At 53.1% G+C, this 19,850-nt stretch carries 21 protein-coding genes and 1 pseudogene; 13 read left to right on the forward strand and 9 right to left on the reverse strand.

Features of this window, described 5'->3' with window-relative positions:
- Positions 1–5: 5 nt before the first annotated feature.
- The 5 genes from FJ147_10040 (at position 6) to FJ147_10060 (ending at position 4,444) form a co-directional block, all read left to right on the forward strand.
- Positions 6–794: an enoyl-CoA hydratase gene (locus FJ147_10040; GenBank protein MBM4256225.1), complete on the forward strand. Its 789-nt coding sequence runs from the start codon at positions 6–8 to the stop codon at positions 792–794.
- Positions 795–1,072: 278 nt separating this feature from the next.
- Complete coding sequence (locus tag FJ147_10045; GenBank protein ID MBM4256226.1) at positions 1,073–1,573, forward strand: hypothetical protein; 501 nt, start codon at positions 1,073–1,075, stop codon at positions 1,571–1,573.
- 323 nt (positions 1,574–1,896) lie between these two features.
- Positions 1,897–2,268 carry an SgcJ/EcaC family oxidoreductase gene (locus FJ147_10050; protein MBM4256227.1) on the forward strand — a complete coding sequence of 124 codons (372 nt, stop codon included), beginning with the start codon at positions 1,897–1,899 and terminating at the stop codon, positions 2,266–2,268.
- Between the two features lie 118 nt (positions 2,269–2,386).
- Positions 2,387–3,940: a propionyl-CoA carboxylase gene (locus tag FJ147_10055; protein ID MBM4256228.1), complete on the forward strand. Its 1,554-nt coding sequence runs from the start codon at positions 2,387–2,389 to the stop codon at positions 3,938–3,940.
- Between the two features lie 75 nt (positions 3,941–4,015).
- Positions 4,016–4,444 carry a hypothetical protein gene (locus FJ147_10060; GenBank protein ID MBM4256229.1) on the forward strand — a complete coding sequence of 143 codons (429 nt, stop codon included), beginning with the start codon at positions 4,016–4,018 and terminating at the stop codon, positions 4,442–4,444.
- Between the two features lie 37 nt (positions 4,445–4,481).
- Here FJ147_10060 and FJ147_10065 read toward each other — a convergent pair whose 3' ends face one another.
- The 3 genes from FJ147_10065 to FJ147_10075 form a co-directional block, all read right to left on the reverse strand.
- Positions 4,482–5,144 carry a nucleotidyl transferase AbiEii/AbiGii toxin family protein gene (locus FJ147_10065; protein ID MBM4256230.1) on the reverse strand — a complete coding sequence of 221 codons (663 nt, stop codon included), beginning with the start codon at positions 5,142–5,144 and terminating at the stop codon, positions 4,482–4,484.
- Positions 5,129–5,344, reverse strand: a complete 216-nt coding sequence (locus tag FJ147_10070; GenBank protein MBM4256231.1) for a hypothetical protein — start codon at positions 5,342–5,344, stop codon at positions 5,129–5,131. The genes FJ147_10065 and FJ147_10070 overlap by 16 nt, the downstream gene beginning before the upstream one ends.
- Before the next feature lie 136 nt (positions 5,345–5,480).
- A complete protein-coding gene (locus FJ147_10075) occupies positions 5,481–6,491 on the reverse strand; it encodes an NAD(P)-dependent alcohol dehydrogenase (GenBank protein ID MBM4256232.1) in 1,011 nt (336 codons plus the stop codon).
- 357 nt (positions 6,492–6,848) lie between these two features.
- On the opposite strand from FJ147_10075, the gene FJ147_10080 reads away from it, so the two are divergent.
- The 5 genes and pseudogenes from FJ147_10080 (at position 6,849) to FJ147_10100 (ending at position 13,207) form a co-directional block, all read left to right on the forward strand.
- The gene (locus tag FJ147_10080) at positions 6,849–8,462 is read left to right on the forward strand and encodes a thiamine pyrophosphate-binding protein (protein ID MBM4256233.1); all 1,614 of its coding nucleotides are present in this window, start codon (positions 6,849–6,851) and stop codon (positions 8,460–8,462) included.
- A 105-nt stretch (positions 8,463–8,567) separates the two neighbouring features.
- Positions 8,568–9,212, forward strand: coding sequence for an ankyrin repeat domain-containing protein (locus FJ147_10085; GenBank protein ID MBM4256234.1), 645 nt, complete (start codon positions 8,568–8,570; stop codon positions 9,210–9,212).
- A gap of 173 nt (positions 9,213–9,385) precedes the next feature.
- Complete coding sequence (locus FJ147_10090) at positions 9,386–10,999, forward strand: FAD-binding oxidoreductase (protein MBM4256235.1); 1,614 nt, start codon at positions 9,386–9,388, stop codon at positions 10,997–10,999.
- Between the two features lie 220 nt (positions 11,000–11,219).
- Positions 11,220–12,593: pseudogene (ccrA, locus tag FJ147_10095) on the forward strand (crotonyl-CoA carboxylase/reductase).
- Positions 12,594–12,706: 113 nt separating this feature from the next.
- Positions 12,707–13,207, forward strand: a complete 501-nt coding sequence (locus FJ147_10100; protein MBM4256236.1) for a GNAT family N-acetyltransferase — start codon at positions 12,707–12,709, stop codon at positions 13,205–13,207.
- A gap of 56 nt (positions 13,208–13,263) precedes the next feature.
- On the opposite strand, the gene FJ147_10105 is transcribed toward FJ147_10100, so the two are convergent.
- The 6 genes from FJ147_10105 to FJ147_10130 form a co-directional block, all read right to left on the reverse strand.
- Positions 13,264–13,707, reverse strand: coding sequence for a type II toxin-antitoxin system VapC family toxin (locus FJ147_10105; GenBank protein MBM4256237.1), 444 nt, complete (start codon positions 13,705–13,707; stop codon positions 13,264–13,266).
- Positions 13,652–13,978 carry a type II toxin-antitoxin system Phd/YefM family antitoxin gene (locus FJ147_10110; protein ID MBM4256238.1) on the reverse strand — a complete coding sequence of 109 codons (327 nt, stop codon included), beginning with the start codon at positions 13,976–13,978 and terminating at the stop codon, positions 13,652–13,654. Before FJ147_10110 ends, FJ147_10105 begins: the two co-directional genes overlap by 56 nt.
- A gap of 89 nt (positions 13,979–14,067) precedes the next feature.
- Positions 14,068–14,616 carry a putative Fe-S cluster assembly protein SufT gene (sufT, locus tag FJ147_10115; protein MBM4256239.1) on the reverse strand — a complete coding sequence of 183 codons (549 nt, stop codon included), beginning with the start codon at positions 14,614–14,616 and terminating at the stop codon, positions 14,068–14,070.
- Between the two features lie 12 nt (positions 14,617–14,628).
- Positions 14,629–15,018: a Co2+/Mg2+ efflux protein ApaG gene (gene apaG / locus FJ147_10120; protein MBM4256240.1), complete on the reverse strand. Its 390-nt coding sequence runs from the start codon at positions 15,016–15,018 to the stop codon at positions 14,629–14,631.
- Between the two features lie 238 nt (positions 15,019–15,256).
- Positions 15,257–15,505: a glycine zipper 2TM domain-containing protein gene (locus FJ147_10125; GenBank protein ID MBM4256241.1), complete on the reverse strand. Its 249-nt coding sequence runs from the start codon at positions 15,503–15,505 to the stop codon at positions 15,257–15,259.
- Positions 15,506–15,649: 144 nt separating this feature from the next.
- A complete protein-coding gene (locus tag FJ147_10130; protein MBM4256242.1) occupies positions 15,650–16,936 on the reverse strand; it encodes an MFS transporter in 1,287 nt (428 codons plus the stop codon).
- A gap of 103 nt (positions 16,937–17,039) precedes the next feature.
- Here FJ147_10130 and FJ147_10135 point away from each other — a divergent pair, with 103 nt between their 5' ends.
- The 3 genes from FJ147_10135 to FJ147_10145 all read left to right on the forward strand — a co-directional run bounded on the left by FJ147_10135 (position 17,040) and on the right by FJ147_10145 (position 19,614).
- On the forward strand, positions 17,040–18,488 hold the full coding sequence (locus FJ147_10135) for an amidase (protein ID MBM4256243.1): 1,449 nt from the start codon (positions 17,040–17,042) through the stop codon (positions 18,486–18,488).
- 9 nt (positions 18,489–18,497) lie between these two features.
- On the forward strand, positions 18,498–18,953 hold the full coding sequence (locus tag FJ147_10140) for a MaoC family dehydratase (GenBank protein MBM4256244.1): 456 nt from the start codon (positions 18,498–18,500) through the stop codon (positions 18,951–18,953).
- A 190-nt stretch (positions 18,954–19,143) separates the two neighbouring features.
- A complete protein-coding gene (locus tag FJ147_10145) occupies positions 19,144–19,614 on the forward strand; it encodes a hypothetical protein (GenBank protein ID MBM4256245.1) in 471 nt (156 codons plus the stop codon).
- Positions 19,615–19,850: the final 236 nt, after the last annotated feature.

Here is a 19,850-nt window from a genome sequence, read left to right on the forward strand (position 1 = left end):
TATCTATGACAGAGTCAGTACTATTAAGCGAAAGAGACGCCGGTATGGTGACCCTCACATTGAACCGTCCGCATGCGATGAATGCGCTGTCACATGAACTCCGACAAGCCATCGTCCAGACGTTCCATGAGTTACAAGCCGATGCAGACGTGCGCGTTGTGATTTTGACTGGCGCAGGTAAAGCCTTCTGTGCAGGTCTCGATCTCAAAGAGCTTGGACAAACCGGGCTCCCCGCGGTGGGAGCGCGTGGAGCGGTCGGTGGGGACAATGACATCATTCAGGCAATGGCTCAATTTGATCGCCCAATTATTGGCGCGATTAACGGTGTGGCAATTACTGGTGGTTTTGAACTTGCTCTGGCGTGCGACATTTTGGTAGCGTCGAGCGCTGCGCGGTTTGCTGACACGCACGCTCGCGTGGGCGCGATGCCAGGCTGGGGGTTAAGCCAAAAACTGTCCCGCCTTATTGGTATCTACCGTGCGAAAGAATTGTCGCTGACCGGAAACTTCCTGTTGGCCGAGAAGGCTGGAGCCTGGGGATTGGTGAATCGTGTCGTTGCTCCTGAAGACTTGCTTCCGACCTGTCGGCAATTGGCAATGGATATTCTTTCGTGTGTACCGGAGATGGTGCGAAACTTGAAGCGAGTTATTGATGACGGGTATGCGCAAACCTTTAGCGAGGGCATGCAGATTGAATATGAAGCCTGGCGATCTCACAGCCGTACCCTCAATCCTGAGGAATTCGCGGCACGCCGAGTGGCCGTACAGCAACGGGGGCGGAACCAAACGTCATGAGCATCTCAATGAGAAACAGAGAGTGATATATCGGTGAGGAGAGAAGGTCCTCGCCCGCTATCCCTACTGAAAAATCCATCTTTTGCCGGTAATTTTTGCGGATTTTTCCCTTGCCTGTTGCAGACGGCTTGTAGTAAGGTTTCATCTGCGTACTTTCTCGGGGCATATCACGGACCAAAGAGACTCAGCATTTGGGACTCCGAAACAAAATCAATTGTTTCACGGCAAGCGTCGCTGTTGTGATAGAATCGACTGTCACGAAGCAGAGGATGATAGCGATGAATATGTACCGGACTTGGGCCAAAACTTCTTCTTATTTCATGTTAGTGTTTGTCATCCTGCTACTGAGCGCACGCGAGGGGGCTGCTCTACAAACGACCACCGTGCCGGAGCCAGAGCCACGAACGATAGAGGAAGGGGTCGAAGAAATCTTTCCTTGTTGTCGTCTCGATGCGTCGGCCTACCCAGGAATTGGAACGTTCGGATTCGAAAATCGCATGGCCCGTTCCTTTACCGCCTGGTTAGGGAATGATGTTGCATGGTGGGGAAACGGTATCCCGAAACGATTGGCAATTTGCTGTTGTCCGATCTTGCCAGTTCCGCGAACCTGCTACGTGCGAGTCAGCCGCCGGAAGATGTTTCTGTTCCCCAGGTTGAAGATCCTGAGTCGGCTAGCCTGTGGGAGCCGATTTGGGGAGTTCCTTCGCTTTGTTGTCAGCACACGCCCGCTCTATCGCGAACCACCACTCCGCCATTGGTCGAAACACCACCTAGAGTAAGTACGGCCAGAGTACACCGTACCTCGTCACTGAGACGGGAACGGATACCTGCACCAGCGACCGCATCATGGACGGTCAATTCCCTGCCGGAGCCTCTGTATATGCTGCTGCTCGGTTCTGGACTGTTCTGCCTTGGGATCCTGCGTAATCGTGCCAAGAAGGCATGACCACGCAATGATGGTTGTCCCCATCATGTAGAGTGTTTACAATTTTCGCCGTCCCCCGCCTTCTTTTTTACCCACCACAGTGAATGAAGGCCCTCCATAGACAATGGCAAGAGGGCTGATTATGCTCCCACCTAACTGTACAGAAGGAGGTGGGCCATGCCAGCACGCAAACCTGAAGAGTGTGACACGTTGCTTTGTGAGGCGCTGAACCGTGGAGATTTGGAAGCCGCGGTCGCCTTATACGAACCCACGGCCACTTTTGTTGCCGCACCAGGAAAGATACTCACCGGACACGCTGGAGTGCGTGAATCGATGCAAGGGTTTCTTGCCATTAAGCCCAAATTCACTATTAGTGTGAACGCGGTGGAGAATGGAGATATTGCTGTCCTCCGCTCGAAGTGGAATGTGAATGGTACTGGAGCCGATGGCAAACCAGTGGCGATGTCAGGCAATGGCATTGAAGTCGTCCGTCGCCAGTCTGATGGAACGTGGAAGTTTATCATCGACAACCCGAACGGAGCGGATTAAGCTTCCGCTAATGCAAAATTAAAAATGCAAAATGTAAAATGAAGATAACGATAGGATGAATACTTCTTTTTCCGTTTTCCATTTTTAATTTTGCATTCTTCATTTTTCATTTGCTTTCATGAGTTGGCAGCGCGAAATCGATGGTATCGAGCGACGCAAGCAGCTTGCGCAGGAGCACGGCGGCGCTGAGGCGGTGACGCGTCAGCATGAGCAAGGTCGCCTCACTATCCGTGAGCGTGTTGTTGGACTTATCGATGCGGCTTCCTTCCGCGAACAGGGGCCCATTGCTGGACATGCAGACATCGATGAGCAGGGGCAAATCCACACCTTTACGCCAGCGAACTATGTGTTAGGTGTTGGCAAGATCGATGGGCGATTGTGTGTGGTTGGTGGCGAGGATTTCACTGTCCGTGGTGGATCGCCGTCGCCTGCCGGATTACGCAAGAGTGTGTTTGCTGAAGAAATGGCGTTGCGATATCGCCTACCGTTGATTCGCTTCCTCGAAGGTGGTGGCGGCAGTGTTCCACGTGGCGATGGCAAAAGTGGTGGTGGCGGTGAGGCCGTGAATGCCCCGCCGCGCTTCATGTCGATCATGCAAGTCATGGGAACCGTGCCAGTTGTGTCAGCCGCGATGGGCGCTGTCGCTGGTTTGCCCGCGGCACGGTTGGTTGCCTCGCATTTCTCCATCATGACCAAACACACCTCGCAAGTGATGATTGGCGGTCCGGCGTTAGTGGAGCGTGCGTTTGGCCGACGTCCGACCAAAGAGGAACTGGGCGGACCAGACGTTCATTTGCGCAGTGGCGTTGTTGACAATGTCGCTGATGATGAGGGGGGTGTGTTCGTGCAGATTCGCCGCTTCCTGAGTTATCTGCCGACTAATGTGTGGGAGGCAGCACCGATAACACTCAGTGATGATAGCCGTGATCGGCAAGCACCAGAACTATTATCAATTATCCCCCGCAATCGTCGTCGTGCCTATGCCATGCGTCGACTTATTGAATATGTAGTCGATCGGGATTCCTTCTTTGAATTGGCCGCTTTGTATGGGCCGTCGCAGATTACAGGCCTAGCCCGACTCAATGGCCATGCGGTGGGCATCTGGGCCAATGATCCTGCGTGGTATGCGGGGTCGATGACCGCTGATGGTGCACAGAAAGTGCGACGTTTTATTGACCTGTGCGATACCTTCCACCTCCCGATTGTTTGCTTCGTTGATGAGCCTGGCTTCATGATTGGTCCTGAGGCTGAGCAAACCGCGACCATTCGTCACGGTACAGCGACGCTCTTTGCCGTGATGCAATCCACGGTGCCGTGGGCATCAGTGATCGTACGCAAAGTCTATGGCGTTGCTGGTGCTGCGCATTTTGGTCCTGGGGGTATGGTGTTTGCCTGGCCCTCAGCGGAAAGTGGCGCGTTACCACTGGAAGGTGGCGTAGCGGTTGCTTACCGCCGTGAGATCGAATCTGCACCTGATCCTGAAGCCAAACGACGAGAGATCGAAGAACGCTTAGCAAGCCAGCGCAATCCGTATGCAAAAGCTGAGGCGTTCGGAGTAACCGACCTCATCGACCCCCGCCACACCCGACCGACGCTCTGTGATTGGATTGACTTGACCCAACCTCAGCTGCAAACCCATCGCGGTCCGCGGGCGTATACGATGAGACCGTAGATATGTGAAAAATAAAGGGAATCGCCTCGAAATACTAATTGCAAACAAATTAGGAGTAAATTAGTATTTCGAGGTATGGACATTCCCGTTCGACCGCCAACATTGGCGGATGTCTTCAAAAACATTGAAGATCCAGTTCATGCGCGAAGGTTTGCCGAGGTTCTTACCCGTCGCATCGGTGCTGCGCCTAGCGGCAAATATCGCCATTGGGACACGTTACGACACATTCAACCGCCAGAAGGGCTCTCTTCGGATGAGTGGTGGGCTGGCGTAAAATTCGCCCGCTATTCGTCTCGCCGAGAAGTGCCCTTGTTTAAGGATAAGAACGGGCGCGCTTTTTTCTACACGCTCGCCGATCCGGTGCTGGAAATGTTGCATGAGATCGATCGAGACGCGAGTGGACACATCTCTGTCGATGGTCAGATTGCTAACCCGCAGACAAGAGGTCGCTACATCCAGAACTCGCTCATTGAAGAGGCGATTACCTCAAGCCAGCTTGAATGAATTTCGCCCTGATAGAGAGTAGGGGAGCCATGAACAATTAGTGAGTGGGCTTTATACGGTCAAGTATGTCGTCACGAAGTTTTAAAGAGAAGCTGATCAACTCTTCCAGTGAAATTGTACGGATCATCCGTGGCAAAATTGCGAGCTGCGCGACCTCGGCAATGAGTGAAGCCCAGACAAACGGGTCCAAGCCCGTATCTTTTTGCTGACCCAGGCGGAGGAGTTCGAAAATATCGAACTGATGCTCCTTCTGAATGAAGAAAAGGTCGACGTAGTCTTTGGCGTCAAGCCGTCCCAAGATGGCGCACACTTTATTGACAGCGATGTTGTTCATCGAATCAATCATCAACGCATCGATGGATGCTGGTTCACCGACACGAAAAGAGACATCGACCACGAAATCCACTTTGAGTTCTCCGTTGAGTTCGTAGCGAAGAAACCCTGGGCTTCTTTGTAACGCTATGACACTGAGGCCCAGGCGGTCTGCGGTCATGCGCATGAGTTCCGGGATGCTATCGAGGGAATTTTGATGGGTGAAGAAATCCAGATCATCGGAATAGCGATGTTTGAGATAGAATGCGGCCAGAGCTGTTCCGCCTGTCAAATAAAAATGCTCACGGAACCAGGGATCGCTAAAAAGTGCAACCAAAACATTCCGCTGCAAAGAGGTAAGAATGTCGGTGTTTACTGTGTCGTCCATCGTTTGAGTGCGTACTCCCAGCGTGCCTTTATTTCTGAGGGGAGCCGGAGTTGTGCAAAGCTTTGGCGAATTGTGTTGAGGTCGAGATACTGACAGACCTCGTCAAAGCGACATTCGCTGAGAATCCTCTCGATCAGCCAGCGTTTCAAAGGCGAAAGCGCCTCTTGCGCGAGGATCTCCCGGACTTGAGCTTCGTCCAAATCGTAGTCCCACAGAAAGCGCGGCTTTTGCGTACTGTGGGCTGAAGAAGAATCTGCTCTCATCAACAAAACTGTAAGGGAATTGGGTATGCAGGGCAAGTCGGAAGGGCGTAGCATGCTACGCCCCTTGCGAAGATTAGATGGCAATCACAATCTTGCCAAAGTGTGCGGCACTTTCCATGAGTTTGATTGCCTCGCGGGCTTCTTTGAACGGATACACACGATCGATCACTGGCTTGGTCTTGTGGATCGCCATGGCGCGATTCATATCGTCGAACATTTCGCGTGAGCCGACATAGACGCCTTGAAAGCGAATGCCTTTGCGTAACACCGGCATGGGATCAATCTGTCCGCTGAAACCAGTGAGCACGCCAATCAGGCCGATTGAGCCGCCGACCCGGACGGCACGGAACGACTTTTCTAACGTCCCCGGACCACCGACTTCAGAAATATGATCAACGCCAGCACCATCTGTGAGGCGTAACACTTCTTTATCCCAGTCAGGCGTAGTTTTGTAATTGATCGTTGCCCAAGCGCCAAGTTCTTTGGCTCGTGCGAGCTTCTCGTCGCTACTCGATGTGATAATCACTCGCGCGCCAGCCATGACTGAGAACTGCAAGGTGAAAATCGATACACCACCGGTGCCTTGGACCAGAACCGTATCGCCTGCTTTAATTGGACCCTTCGGGAATAAGTCTTGCCATGCTGTGACTGCTGCACAGGGAAGGGTGGCTGCGTCTTCGTAGGTCATGTAGTCAGGAATGCGCACCACTCCTTCTTCACTCAACACCACTTGTTCGGCGAGCATGCCATCAATCGGGCCGCCGAGCGCAGAGGAAAAGTGATGAGCTTGGATATCCCCAGCCAGCCAGTTCTGGAAGAAAATGCTAGCAACCCGGTCACCGACCTTGCAGCGCGTGACACCTGGCCCGACTTTGATCACTTCACCCGCACCATCAGAGCAGGGAATCCGTGGCGTTTGGATACCCATGGCGCCGCCGTTTTTGACCGTCATGTAGTCACGATAGTTGAGGGACGAGGCTTTCACCCGCACGACGATTTGTCCATGTCCGGGAGTTGGGTCAGGACGGTCAGCAAGTTTCAAATTATCAATGCCAGAAGGTTCGCGAATTTCGTAGACTTTCATTGAGTCCTCCTTAGTTCCACTCTTTTCTCTATTTCTATAGGCATCCTAGTTGAAATGGAAACACGAGAGACCCACACCACCCTTCGACAAGCTCAGGGTGTACGGGGTAGAGATTGCACTCGTTAAGTTTTTTCCGTTCATGCTGAGCCTGTCGAAGCATGGTTGGCACTCACACGGCACGTTTCATTTAGGAGACCTATATCTCTGTTTCTCTATCTCTGTCTGCTTGCCTTATGAGTTTGTACTGTGGTGGAAATTGCGGCGTTTGCCAAGGGAGTGCGCCCTCTTTGGCATTCGTCCTCCAGTGTGCTAGCGTCGCCAACGAAATCAGCGTGGATAAAGAGGAGCGCGAGGGACATGGCGAAAACATCCGAAGCGATCGTTCAGGCACTAAAGGAAGCTGGAATTACGACTATCTTTGGGATTCCCAGTATTCATAACATCGGATTGTATGACGCCATCCGTCGCGATGGCTCGTTTCGCCATATCGTCTGTCGTCACGAGGCAGCTGCAACCCACATGGCCGATGGCTATGCGCGTGCCAGTGGTGGGATCGGCGTGATTATTTCATCAACCGGCCCAGGTGCAGGTTTTACCCTCTCTTCGTTACAGGAAGCCTCTGGTAGTTGCTCGCCGGTGGTGATGATGACATCAAACATCGACGCCGCCAAAATTGGTCAAGGGCTAGGCGTGTTGCATGAACTCGAAGAACAGACTTCACTGTTTCGTACAGTGACGAAACAGACATTTTCGCTCCGCGCGAGCGATGACCCATACGCGACGATGACGAAAGCATTGAAACTCACTCGTAGTAACCGCCCAGGCCCGGTCTATGTCGAAGTGCCGCATGATCTATGGGCCAACGAGGTGACGATCGCTCCGGTGTCACAACGAGATGGACAAACACCGGCATTGCCTGCACGTCTAGACGAAGCCGTGTCTTTGCTGCGTCGAGCAAAACAGCCGGTGATTTTCATTGGCACCGATGCCGCGCGTGCGAACCTATCCGCTGATATTACCGCGCTGGCTGAAGCGCTGTCTGCACCAGTGGTAGGAAGTACTGCAGCGAAAGGCGTAGTTGCTGAAGACCACCCGTTGTCGTTTGGTAATGCGGCACGACGGATGGTGGTAAAAGACATCGTGCCGCAGTGCGATGTCGCCCTAGTGATCGGGACGCGTTTACGTGAAGTCGACGCTAAGCGTCGCGGTCTCGCACTCCCTGAGACCGTCATCCATGTCGATTGGGACGAGCGCTGGATCGGCAAGAACTTTCCGACCAATGTTCCGCTCGTCGGTGATATTCGTGCGATTACCACTGAGCTGCGTCGTCAACTCGAAGGTGAACCCTATGCCGGACAACGGCAAGCGCGAGTTGCCGAGTGGCGTAAACAGACCGATGCAGAATTGGCGCAAGTGCGCAAAGAGTTGCATGAAGTCCGCTATCTCGACACCCTGCGGCAGATTCTGCCGCGCGATAGCATGCTCGTTGGTGATAATACCCAGCTTGCTTATTGGGCTGAATATTTCTATCCGTCGTATCAAGCGAATGGTGTAATTGCCGCCAAAGGTTCAGGATTGCTGGGCTTTAGTTTTCCTGGAGCGATTGGTGCCAAAGTCGCGCGTCCGACAAAGCCAGTCGTTGGCATCATTGGTGATGGCGGGTTTATGTATACCGCGCAGGAGTTAGCGACCTGTGTGCGCCATAAGATTGGCTTTCCGATGATTGTGGTGAACGACAATGCATACGGTGTCATTGGCTACTTGCAACGCACGGCTTTTCAGGAGGAGTATGAGGCGAAGCTGACGAATCCGGATTTTGTGGCGTTTGCCAAGTCGTTTGGCGTGGCAGCGACGCGGGTGAATTCTCCCGAAACTTTGGGGAAAGCTCTGGAAAACGCACTGGCGTCGGGAGAGATGCATTTGATTGAGCTGCAGACGACGATTGCGGCACCGCCATTTGGGAAGTATTGAAAGATTGAGCCATCGGGTCATCGAGCCATTGAAGAAGTACCGTTTTTTCTCAATGACCCGCTCACCCGATGATGCAATGACCCGATAAAAAAGGAGGGACTTGTGATGATGCGTTTTTCTCTTATGGGGTCTATTGTCGTAGCGTTGAGTGTGGTCAACACAGGATGTGACTCTGGATCGCATGGTCCAGGCCAAGAGGTGAAGAATGAGAGTCCTCCTGCAGTATCGGCACCTGCGCCCTCAGCCGCAGCACCTGCAGCGGTTCCAGCCGCACCTGCTGTAGCGAAACCACGTAAACCACCAAAGGAGACACCAGACGAGGCACGTAAACAATTAGAGACTCTTGGGTTAGCTTATGAACCAAAGGTGTTTTTCGATAGTGCTTCAAAAGGAAACGCTGCCGCAGTAGAGCATTTTCTGGCTGCAGGTATGGCTCCTGATACGCCTGGAGATAGTAAGTGGACTGCGATGATGTATGCCGCAGAAAAGAATCAAGTGGCGGTGATTCAGGCGCTACTCGATGGCGGTGCAGATGTGAATGCGCGGGATCAAGAGGGTAATATGGCTCTTACTTGGGCCGCAAATGAGGGGCACGTCGATGCTGCGAAAGCATTGATTGCTGCTGGCGCGGAGATTAATACGCCAAATACAAATGGTGCGACTCCACTTACACGGGCAACGCTCTATAAACGTGATGCTGTCGCCGCAGTGCTCAGAGAGGCCGGTGCGACAGATCCGAGACGAGAGTGAGGAACGAGGGGAAGGATTAAGGACCGGGTGAAGAAGATAGAATAGAGGAGGCAGGAGGTAGGAGAAAAAAGGGAAAACTTTACTGCTCTCATTCTACCTTCTACCTCCTCCATTCTACATTCTTTGCCTGTTTAGTCCCTTTGATCGCGTACGCTACAAAGAGAGGAAGGAATATGACAGACCGTCGTCTATGTGCATGGGGCTGGGGGTATGAAGATCAACAACCAACCGTAGATCAGCAAAAGTCGATGGCAAAAAGCATTGCCATCAGTCTTGGGCGGAATGATCTGACGGTCAATAAAGTTCCGAAGGTTGAGGATATTGTTTTACGTGCCTCACGCGTGAGTCCCCCTGCGTCTTTAGCGCAACTCTGTTCGACGGCGGTGTATGATCGGGTCGTGCATGCGTATGGCAAAGCCTTTCCTGATTTGCTGCGTGCGTCACGTGGTGAGTTCCCTAATCCACCAGATGTCGTAGCCTATCCGAAAAGTGAAGCTGATGTTGTCGCACTGCTTGATTGGTGCTCGCAAGCCAATGCCGCGGTGACCCCCTTTGGCGGCGGATCGAGTGTCACCGCTGGTGTTGAGCCCCCCAGTGACGGACCATATCGCGGCACTGTGACCATCGACATGAAGTATCTCGATAAAGTCGTCGAGATCGATAAGGCGTCTCGTGCGGCACGGATTCAGGCTGGGGTGTATGGTCCGGCACTGGAAGATCAACTGCGCCCACATGGTTATACCTTGCGCCATTATCCGCAGTCGTTTGAGTTTTCGAGTTTAGGTGGGTGGATTGCTACACGGTCTGGTGGCCACTTTGCGACGCTCTATACTCACATCGACGACTTTGTTGAGTCACTGCGTGTGGTGACCCCAAAAGGGACAATTGCTACGCGGCGGTTGCCTGGCTCAGGTGCCGGTCCGAGCCCTGACCGCATGTTCATCGGCTCGGAAGGAACGCTAGGAATTATTACTGAAGCCTGGATGCGTTTGCAGGATCGTCCTGTCTATCGGGCATCAGCAGCCGTGCACTTCGCTACGTTCGAGGCTGGCGTCGCAGCCGTCCGCGCGATCAGCCAAACTGGTCTCTATCCGACAAACTGTCGGTTACTCGATCCTGCGGAAGTGAAGCGTAACAATGTTGGTGATGGCAGTGGCACGATGCTGATGCTGGGCTTTGAGTCAGCCGATCATCCAGTCGAAGTGTGGTTCAACCGGGCATTGGAATGTTGCAAAGATCATGGCGGCACGACCCCGAATGGGGTGGTGATTCGTGGTGGCGGTGAAGCTGCGGGGCGTGGTGGCGCGACTGGCGATTGGCGTGATGCCTTTATCCGTATGCCCTACATGCTCGGTCCTATGGCAGCGATGGGCGCGATTTTTGACACCGTCGAAACGGCCATTCCGTGGAACCGTTTTGCCGAATTTCACGCCGGTGTGATGCAAGCAACGCAAAAGGCACTCGACGAAATTTGTGGTGGCGGAATTCTCTCGTGCCGTTTTACGCACGTGTATCCTGATGGACCAGCGCCGTATTACACGTTCTTGGGACTTGGAAAGCCCGGTGGAGAAATGGAGCAATGGAAAGCCTTGAAGTCGGCAGCGTGTGAAGCGATGGTGCGTCTTGGTGGGACAGTGACGCATCATCACTCGGTTGGGCGTATCCATCGACCGTGGTACGATCAACAACGTCCCGAGCTTGTTGCGACCGCTCTCCGGGCGGCAAAAGCCTCATTAGATCCGCAAGGGTTGTTGAATCCGGGTGTGTTAATTGATCCACAACGGTGAGTAAGCAATCAGCTCTCAGCTTTCAGCTACCAGCTAAGAGGGAACAGGCAGAAAAGCGTTGTTCTTTTTCTTTCCCTATTTTGGCTGAGAGCTGACCGCTGATGGCTGAATGCTCGTCGCCTGATTGCTGAGAGCTGCTTGTTATTGTGTATAATTTATCTGGCCACCAGACTCCGGTGAGATTTGTAGTGTTGAGGAGAATGCGAGTATGCCAGGTTCAATGAAAGCGATTCTTGACGCGATTAATTCAGGGCAGGCAAAGTCAGACGATTACGCGGCGATGCCTTTGCCTGAGTCGATGCGCGCGGTGACGACTCACAAAGACGAAATGCAGATGTTCGATGGGCTGGCTTCGGAAAAGAAGGACCCACGCAAGAGTTTACATGTCGATGAAGTGCCGCTGCCTGAAGTTGGTCCCAATGAGGCGCTTGTGGCAGTGATGGCGACCAGCATTAACTTCAATACCGTCTGGAGCGCGATCTTTGAACCTATTCCAACCTTCCAATTTCTCGAACGGGCGGCCAAGAAAAGTCCGTGGGATAAACGTCACAACTTGCCGTATCACATTTTAGGGAGCGACGGTTCTGGCGTAATTCTCAAGGTTGGACCTGGGGTGACGCTATTCAAGCCCGGTGATGAGGTGACGATTCACTGCAACTACGTCGATATGCAAGCTCCCGATGGCCATGACGATTCAATGCTTGATCCAGACCAACGCATCTGGGGGTTCGAGACCAACTTTGGTGGCATGGCAGAAATCGCGCTTGTCCGTGCCAATCAGCTCATGCCTAAGCCACCTCATCTGACGTGGGAAGAAGCCGCCTCGATGCCGTTGGTGAATTCGACCTCGTACCGCATGTTAGTGAGTCCCAACGGTACGCAAATTAAGCAAGGCGATATTGTGTTGATTTGGGGTGCTGTCGGTGGTCTTGGTGGCTTTGCCTTGCAGTATGTCCTCAACGCTGGCGCCTTTCCGATTTGTGTTGTGTCGTCGTAAGAGCGTGTTCGTCTCTGTGAAACGATTGGCGCACGTTGGGTGATTGACCGACGTGCAGAAGGTTATCAGTTCTGGAATGAAGATGGATCACAGAATGTGCGCGAGCTGCGTCGCCTCGGACAGAAAATTCGTGACCTCACAGAAGGTGAAGATCCTGATGTCGTGTACGAACATCCGGGGCACGATACCTTTGGCGCCAGTGTGTATCTCGCCCGTCCTGGTGGCAGTGTCGTCACTTGTGCGTCGACGACTGGCTACATGCACGAGTATGGCAATCGTTACTTATGGATGAACAAGAAGCGCATCATCGGTTCGCATTTTGCGAATTATCGTGAAGCGTGGGAAGCGAACCGCTTGGCGTGTAAACGGGCGATTCATCCACTCTTGTCCGAGACGTACCCGTTGACTGAAGCTGGCGAAGCGGCCTATCGCGTACACCACAACATGCAGATCGGCAAAATTGGCGTGCTGTGTTTGGCACCACAAGGCGGGATGGGCGTACGCGATCAAGCGGGTCGAGCACGACACATTGGTCAGATCAACCTGTATCGCAATGCCGTCAAAGGGCAGTTTAAGTTGGTGAAAACTGAGCCGTAAGGTCAAATGCAAGTCTCAAGCAAGTCTCAATATGTCAAAACAAGTCTCGAACAGGTCCTTGACTTGCCTTGACGTGTCTGAGACTTGTCCGAGACTTATTTGAGACTTGTCTTATGGTGCATATTTCCATCCGCCCTGCCACCGCCGCTGATGTTGAAACGATTCTCCGTTTCATCAAAGGCCTGGCCGCGTTTGAGAACGAGCCAGATGCGGTGAAGACGACAACTGCAGATCTGCTCCGCGACGGTTTTGGTGAGCAGCCCAAATTTGAAGTGTTAATTGCTGAAGCAGATACCGAGGCAGTGGGTTTTGCCTTATTCTTTCCCACCTACTCGACCTGGGAAGGACGAGCGGGAATTCATCTCGAAGATATTTTCGTACTGGAGCAGTGGCGCAGTCATGGGGTTGGGAAAAAGCTGATCATCGAATTGGCAAAAACTGCCGTTGCGCGTGGCTGCGGGCGTCTAGAACTCTCTGTACTCGATTGGAATCCCGCGCGTGAATTTTACCACCGTCTCGGCATTACCCATCAGAAAGAATGGTTGCCGTATCGGATCAGTGGTGATGCGCTTCGAGCGCTGAGTGAGACGACAAGCAAAAACCCCACAGCCTGAAGCCGACAGCCTTTCACACCTCGTTTGGGTGAAGGCCGATGGCCTTACGCTCCATATCAATCCCATACCATGGGAACAAACCTTCCTTCATGAAAAACATGATCACTCGTGATAAGTGGGTAATCGAGCACCTGAGCAGTGGCAACAATCACGCGATCAAACGGGTCGCGAATGGTCGAAAACTGAGCTGCTGCCAGGAGAACATCAAGTGTGTAGTCTTGAATGAAGAAAGGGCTAGGTTCGTGTTGATAGTCGGCCACAAGTTCAGGAAACGGTTTTGCAAGACGGATCGCTCCCTCTTCACTTAACCGCATTATCTCCTCAAGTACCGTTACTGGAATAACAATGCGTGACTTTCCCTGCTCAGCATCGCGAAAAACTCGTCGAGCATTCTTGCCGAGCTTCTGCGTTTTTCCTGTAGAGAAGAGAATGAGGGGATGTGTGTCAGTCACGTAGAGCATGACGTAATACCTCTCCGCTCCGTTTGAGAGCGGCCTCATACTCTGTAGTGAGTCGACGAGAGGCTTCGTCAAGGTCGCCAACGATTTCTATCAACTTTGCGTACGATCGCAATCCAGACTTATGCCGCTGGCGACGATACAGCGCGAGTTCTGCCATATCTTCCTCGTATCGTTTTGCATTGACTAACAGTGCGGCAAGATTTGAACGTTGCGTAATAGCAATCGGCCCGCCGCCAGTAGCAATCTCACGGGTAAGACGGCTGAGGGAGGCTCGTGCTTGTGCGAGACTCACAATTTTTTTTGCTTGCATAAGTTCCACCTGTACAAGCAGATGTACAAAATCTGATTTGCCTCGTCAAGCAATGAGAACGGAGGGGGAGTGGTTGTGTTTCGCTTGACTTACTCCACCCCCAACCGCTTCTTCCCCTCAGCGGACATCATGTCCGGATGCCATTGCGGGTCCCAAACAATGCGAACTTCGACGTCAGCAATATGAGGTAACGTTTCAATGCGCCGTTGCGCATCGCGGGCTATGGAAGGTCCCATGCCACAGCCTTGGGCGGTGAGGGTCATTTGTACTAACACGTTGTGCTTGCCATCTGGAAGCGGGTTGAGCTGAAGATCGTACACGAGTCCAAGATCAACAACATTGATAGGAATCTCGGGATCGTAGACCTCTCGCAACTGTGCCCACACCATATCTTCCGTGAGTGGCCCGTCGTTCCGTGCGGTTTCTCGGCTTCCTTGTGTGCGTTGTTTGCCGATCGCATCGGCATCTTTATCGGTAATACGAACGAGCCTGCCCAGTGTTGGGAGACGAAGCGTGTAGGTTTCCCCGAGTGCTTGGGTAATAAACGCTGGTGTTCCTTTGGGAACGGTGAAGGGCGTTCCTTGGGGAATTTGTGTTCCTTCACAATCGCGCGTCAGCACCACTTCTTCTTGCGCCATGGTTTATCACTCCTAGTGCAATGCGTGCGGCTCGCTTAAGGTAAAGGCGGCGATGGTGGCGTCAAATCGTTCACCTTTGGTGGTGATCATTTGATAGGTGCCGTGCATAGTGCCAAAGGAAGTGCTCAGGGGACAGCCGGAGGTGTACTCAAACGATTGGCCAGGGCCCAGGACAGGTTGCTCGCCAACTACGCCAGGACCGCGCACTTCTTCGACCTTGCCGTTGGCATCGGTGATGACCCAGTGACGACTGATGAGCTGAGAGGTCACCGAGCCTTCGTTGGAAATGGTAACGGTGTAGAGAAAGAACCACTGACTTTGTTGCGGTTTGGAGCGAGAAGGATCAAACCGTGCGTTGATACGCACGCGAATCCCATTAGTGACAGCATCGGAAGTGAACACAAACGACCTCGTACTTACGGCATCAAGATAGTGGCAGTCTAATAAGGAGGAGTTGTAACGTCAACGGGAAGGAGAGACTGACGCTGGGGGGACCGTGCGAAGGGTAGAGATGCCCCGGCGGGGCGTCTCTACGAGATTGGCTGCGGACTTAATAATCGTCATTGCGATATCGATCGCGCTCGCGACGACGGCGCTCTTCTTCATAGCGTTGCTCTTCGTAGTCACGTCGGCGTTGTTCTTAATAATAGCGATCATCTCCGTACCGCTCGCGTTCGCGCTGATCCATCTGACTGCCAATAACTGCACCGCCAACAGCGCCCGCCGCGCCGCCAATAGCGGCGCCTTTGCCTTTGCCAATCAACGCACCAGTTCCGGCACCGACGGCTCCACCAAGCAATGCGCCTTTCTCAGTGTTACTGAGGGGACGACCACAACTTGTCGTCGACAGAAGCGTAGCAACCGCAAACATCTGTACCGCGATTGCCATGTAGGTATTTCTCTGGCTCATGTGGAACTCCTTCACCCAAGAGCGGGATTTGAATTATTTGGGTAAGATATGTGGAGAGAGGATACCCAGCTAATGATCCTAACCGGCGTTTTCTATGGTAGCAAGCGTTCGGTGAAGACGATTTCAGCGCTGTGGCTTCTTCAAGAAGAATAGGAGTGCGAAGGCAATAAAGTTAAGGGAGGCACTCAAAAGAAACGCCAAACTATAACTTCCAGTGATAGTATACATATAGCCAGCGATGAGCGGACCAAAGGCCGCGGGAGCGCCAGACACCGCAAAAATGAACCCCGCAATTGCTCCAACCGACATGCGGCCAAAGAAATCCCCAATGATTGCCGGAAATAACGCAGTCACTCCACCATACGACAAACCAAAAATGGCAGCGGCAGGATATAACGTCGTCAATCCAGAACTCAGAGTGAAACCGAGAAACCCGAGTCCTTGCAGCACGAAACACAACCCGAGAGTAGCAACGCGACCCAGTCGGTCGGAAATTGTGGCGATAAACAAACGCCCAATCGAACCCGCGAGGCCGACGACACTGATCGTCATTGCTGCACGAAATTGTGGGATGCCAAGGTCGACAGCGAAGGGGACAAGGTGGACCATCGGCATGAACACCACCAGCCACGTCAATATGAAGACGAGGTTGAGTAACCAGAACGGGGTGGTGCGTTTTGCTTCAGCAAGCGTCCATTCGTCGCTTGCTATTACAGGCTGTGAGGAAGAGGGTGAAGATGGAAGTGGTGCTGGAGGAATCCCGTCGGGATGCAAGTTCATCTGCTCAGGATCACGAACCATAAATGCTGCGCATGCAGTAATAGCCGCAAGGCCGAGAATCCCAAGGGCGAGATACGCGCCACGCCAGCCAAAAGCAGAAATCAGCGCAGCCGCGAGCGGAGGAAAGAGAAAAGTGCCAAAGCTCGCCCCACTCGAAGTGAGGCCAATAGCGAAGCCGCGTTTCTCGATAAACCAGCGCACCACCGTCGCATTACATGGGACATAAGCCGCGCTCATGCCTGACGCAGCAATGAGCCCAAGAGACAGATACATCTGCCACACCGCTTGCACTTGACTGGTGAGGATAATGCCAACTCCTAACAGGCATCCACCGACAGTGATAACGATCCGCGGCCCCCAGCGATCAGTGAAACGGCCACTTACTGCACCGAGAGCACTGTAAAGAAATACATAGAGCGCATAGGGCCACGATAAACTGTCACGTCCCCAGCCGGTATCTTTTGAGATCTCTGGCAAGAACACGCCGAAACTGAACTGAATGCCGTAGGCGACACAAAGCACGGTAAAGGCGCAGCCAACCACGACCCAGCCGTAGAACGTCTTGGCTTTCGCAGGTGCCGTTGTGGCCGGTGAAGCGGAGAGACTGCTGCTGATGTCTTCTTGTTTCATTGGCTCGCCAGTATCCGGCACTGCGGCGTGTTGTCAAGGCAAGCGGAGTTCCCTTCTCCTTTGTCGAGCTTTCTGATAGCAGGAGACCCGAAGGGAGGGCGCTATGCCTACTGATCTCGCATTTCTTGATGCTACTGCTCAGGCTGAACTTGTCCGGCGCAAGGAAGTCACTCCACGTGAGCTTGTCGATGCCGCTATTTCTCGAATCGAGGCAGTTAACCCACAACTCAACGCTGTCATCGCGCCATTATTTGACAAAGCTCGTGCTCAAGCGGAATCGACGACGCTTGCCAATGGCCCCTTTCGTGGTGTGCCATTTTTGCTCAAAGATTTGGGTTGCCACTCGGCTGGTGATCCTTATCATCAAGGGATGCGATTTTTGCGAGATCTCAAATGGGTGGCGAAAAACGACACCTATATGGCTGCGAAGCTGCGCGCAGCGGGTTTCATCTTTGTTGGCAAGACCAATACCCCAGAACTCGCTATCCTCCCGACAACAGAACCAGAAGCGTATGGCCCAACGCGTAATCCATGGGATACCAACCGTTCTCCCGGTGGCTCAAGTGGCGGTGCCGCAGCGGCGGTTGCCTCGGGGATGGTTCCGGCTGCTCATGCCAATGATGGTGGCGGTTCGATCCGTATTCCTGCAGGGATATGTGGGTTAGTAGGTTTGAAGCCGTCGCGTGGGCGCGTTTCGCTGGGACCGGATCATGGCGAGATGTGGCAGGGGATGGCTATCGAACACGTTGTGACACGTTCAGTGCGAGACTCAGCGGCGATCCTTGATGCCATTGCTGGTCCGATGCCGGGCGATCCCTATACTGCACCACTCCCAGTTCGACCGTTTCTCCAAGAGGTTGGAGCCAATCCTGGCAAGCTGCGCATTGGCCTGATGACTCGAGCTCCTGGTGGAACTATGGCAGTGCACCCAGAATGTGTCGCTGCCACACAGGACGCTGCGAAATTGCTGGCATCATTAGGACATACTGTTGAAGAATCGTATCCAACCGCACTCGATGCCAGTCACGAGCGCGCACGTCACTTTTGGACAATCCTGACGACGTCAATTGCAGCGCATCTCGATGCGGTTGAACAGCAAACCGGGAAGACCATTGGGCCACAGGATGTCGAACTGTATACCTGGACTTCGCGCGAGATTGGTCGTACCCGCTCAGGCACACGGTATGTACAAGCGCTCACGTGGTTGCAAGCTCATAGTCGTTACATTGCGGCGTGGTGGAATGACGGCTTTGATCTTCTTCTGACGCCAACGATCGCGGAGTTACCACCGCTTCTCGGACAGTTCACTGCCACCACAGAAAACCCTTTAGCCCCAGGGCGACGATCTGAGGCGCTTGCATCGTTTACGCCAGCCTTCAATATCACTGGACAACCGGGAATCTCTTTACCTTTGTACTGGAGCGCCGAAGGGCTACCGGTTGGTGTTCATCTCGTAGCCGCCTACGGGCGTGAGGACCTCTTGATTCGTGTCGCCTCACAACTTGAGCAAGCGCGACCATGGGCCGGGCGACGACCGCCAGTGCATGCGTGAGGAACCCATATGATCACAATCGATCCAGCGCTATTAGGCAAAGAAGTACCAGTGGGCGATTTTCTGGTAACCGAAGAAAATATTCGCGCATTCGCGGCAGCGACTGGTGATGACGATCTTCTGTGCACTGATTCCGATGCTGCCCGACAGGCTGGTTATCCCAGCTGTATTGCGCCACCGCTCTTTGGCATGAAGATTCGCGGCGTGCTCGCGCTTCCTGAAGCAGAACTCGCGCCAGGGCTGGTCAGCCTGAATGCTGGATTGGAATTTGAATATCACGACGAGATCTACGCGGGGCAGACCTACGCCGTCTCAGTGAAGATCACTGACGTGTATGAAAAAACCGGACGCAGCGGACCGCTCGGTGTCTTCGTGCGAGAAATGTTGGTCAGGGATACTACAGGGCAACTTGTGTTGTTAATGCGTGAACGGCGGATGGTGCGATCGCCGGACAAGAAAATCTGAAAAAGTTTAAGATTCAAGATTCGAAATTTAAAATTGAAAGAATGCAAGATGAGGCTTAAGGCTAGAGATTTGGGGCTCGTGAGGAAGGGCAACAAGTCCCTAGCCCCCAGCCCCTCGTCCCTTATTTTTCACGCATCACGTCACACGTTCCACGCCCCACGGCACCCCGTGTACCCCAAGGAAAAGTCGTATGAATGAGATACCTGCCAAGCCCGTCACCACCATCGAAATCGGCGACGAAATCGGACCGCTGACCTACAGCCCGACGCTTGACGACATCCAGCGCTATGGAACCGAAGTGCGCATGGTTGATCAGCGCTTCATGAGTCAGGAAATCGCCCAACAACGTGGGTTTCAGCAGGCGGTTGTTCCAGGACCGTTGAGTGCAACGTTTCTGGTCCGCATGTTGACGAAGCATTTCTTTGGTTGGCGATTACAGACTCTCACTATTAGTTTCCGATCACCGGTCCGCCATGGTGATACGCTGACATACCTGGGCACTATCACACAGAAAGAGGAACAAAATAGGGCGTGTATCGTTCACTGCGACATTCTTGTTGAGAATGGCAATGGCGACCGCTGTCTAGTTGGGACCGCTGTGCTCTGTCCCCGTCGCGCCCCGGTTGCATCAACGAATAATCCGACGATAGTGAGTAAATAGCCAACAGCGACAGAGGAGAACTGTATGCCAGAGTTAAGCGAATATCAGGCTCGTCGTGAGGTGCTCAAGCAACGTTATCTTTCGACAGAAGAGCGTGCTCCTCAATCAGTTAAGGCATGGGCAAGAATTAAGTTACCGATTAAGAGCGAGGAAGAAGCGTATAGTTCCAATCGCCATGAAACTTACCGGGTTTGATATTGAGCGCTTGAAACTCATCGTCGGAGACCTGTAGGCCT

This window comes from Deltaproteobacteria bacterium, from assembly GCA_016874775.1.
Classification (GTDB): Bacteria; Desulfobacterota; Binatia; order Bin18; family Bin18; genus VGTJ01.

What these genes read in the sequence shown, in the direction of transcription:
- FJ147_10065 (MBM4256230.1), bottom strand. Translation starts at nt 5,144, where the DNA reads ATGGACGACACAGTAAACACCGACATTCTTACCTCTTTGCAGCGGAAT.
- FJ147_10110 (MBM4256238.1), bottom strand. Translation starts at nt 13,978, where the DNA reads ATGCAAGCAAAAAAAATTGTGAGTCTCGCACAAGCACGAGCCTCCCTC.
- sufT (MBM4256239.1), bottom strand. Translation starts at nt 14,616, where the DNA reads ATGGCGCAAGAAGAAGTGGTGCTGACGCGCGATTGTGAAGGAACACAA.
- FJ147_10075 (MBM4256232.1), bottom strand. Translation starts at nt 6,491, where the DNA reads ATGAAAGTCTACGAAATTCGCGAACCTTCTGGCATTGATAATTTGAAA.
- FJ147_10130 (MBM4256242.1), bottom strand. Translation starts at nt 16,936, where the DNA reads ATGAAACAAGAAGACATCAGCAGCAGTCTCTCCGCTTCACCGGCCACA.
- FJ147_10050 (MBM4256227.1), top strand. Translation starts at nt 1,897, where the DNA reads ATGCCAGCACGCAAACCTGAAGAGTGTGACACGTTGCTTTGTGAGGCG.
- FJ147_10080 (MBM4256233.1), top strand. Translation starts at nt 6,849, where the DNA reads ATGGCGAAAACATCCGAAGCGATCGTTCAGGCACTAAAGGAAGCTGGA.
- FJ147_10040 (MBM4256225.1), top strand. Translation starts at nt 6, where the DNA reads ATGACAGAGTCAGTACTATTAAGCGAAAGAGACGCCGGTATGGTGACC.
- FJ147_10090 (MBM4256235.1), top strand. Translation starts at nt 9,386, where the DNA reads ATGACAGACCGTCGTCTATGTGCATGGGGCTGGGGGTATGAAGATCAA.
- FJ147_10145 (MBM4256245.1), top strand. Translation starts at nt 19,144, where the DNA reads ATGAATGAGATACCTGCCAAGCCCGTCACCACCATCGAAATCGGCGAC.
- FJ147_10085 (MBM4256234.1), top strand. Translation starts at nt 8,568, where the DNA reads ATGATGCGTTTTTCTCTTATGGGGTCTATTGTCGTAGCGTTGAGTGTG.
- FJ147_10045 (MBM4256226.1), top strand. Translation starts at nt 1,073, where the DNA reads ATGAATATGTACCGGACTTGGGCCAAAACTTCTTCTTATTTCATGTTA.
- FJ147_10100 (MBM4256236.1), top strand. Translation starts at nt 12,707, where the DNA reads ATGGTGCATATTTCCATCCGCCCTGCCACCGCCGCTGATGTTGAAACG.
- FJ147_10125 (MBM4256241.1), bottom strand. Translation starts at nt 15,505, where the DNA reads ATGGCAATCGCGGTACAGATGTTTGCGGTTGCTACGCTTCTGTCGACG.
- FJ147_10135 (MBM4256243.1), top strand. Translation starts at nt 17,040, where the DNA reads ATGCCTACTGATCTCGCATTTCTTGATGCTACTGCTCAGGCTGAACTT.
- FJ147_10105 (MBM4256237.1), bottom strand. Translation starts at nt 13,707, where the DNA reads ATGAGGCCGCTCTCAAACGGAGCGGAGAGGTATTACGTCATGCTCTAC.
- FJ147_10140 (MBM4256244.1), top strand. Translation starts at nt 18,498, where the DNA reads ATGATCACAATCGATCCAGCGCTATTAGGCAAAGAAGTACCAGTGGGC.
- FJ147_10060 (MBM4256229.1), top strand. Translation starts at nt 4,016, where the DNA reads ATGGACATTCCCGTTCGACCGCCAACATTGGCGGATGTCTTCAAAAAC.
- FJ147_10055 (MBM4256228.1), top strand. Translation starts at nt 2,387, where the DNA reads ATGAGTTGGCAGCGCGAAATCGATGGTATCGAGCGACGCAAGCAGCTT.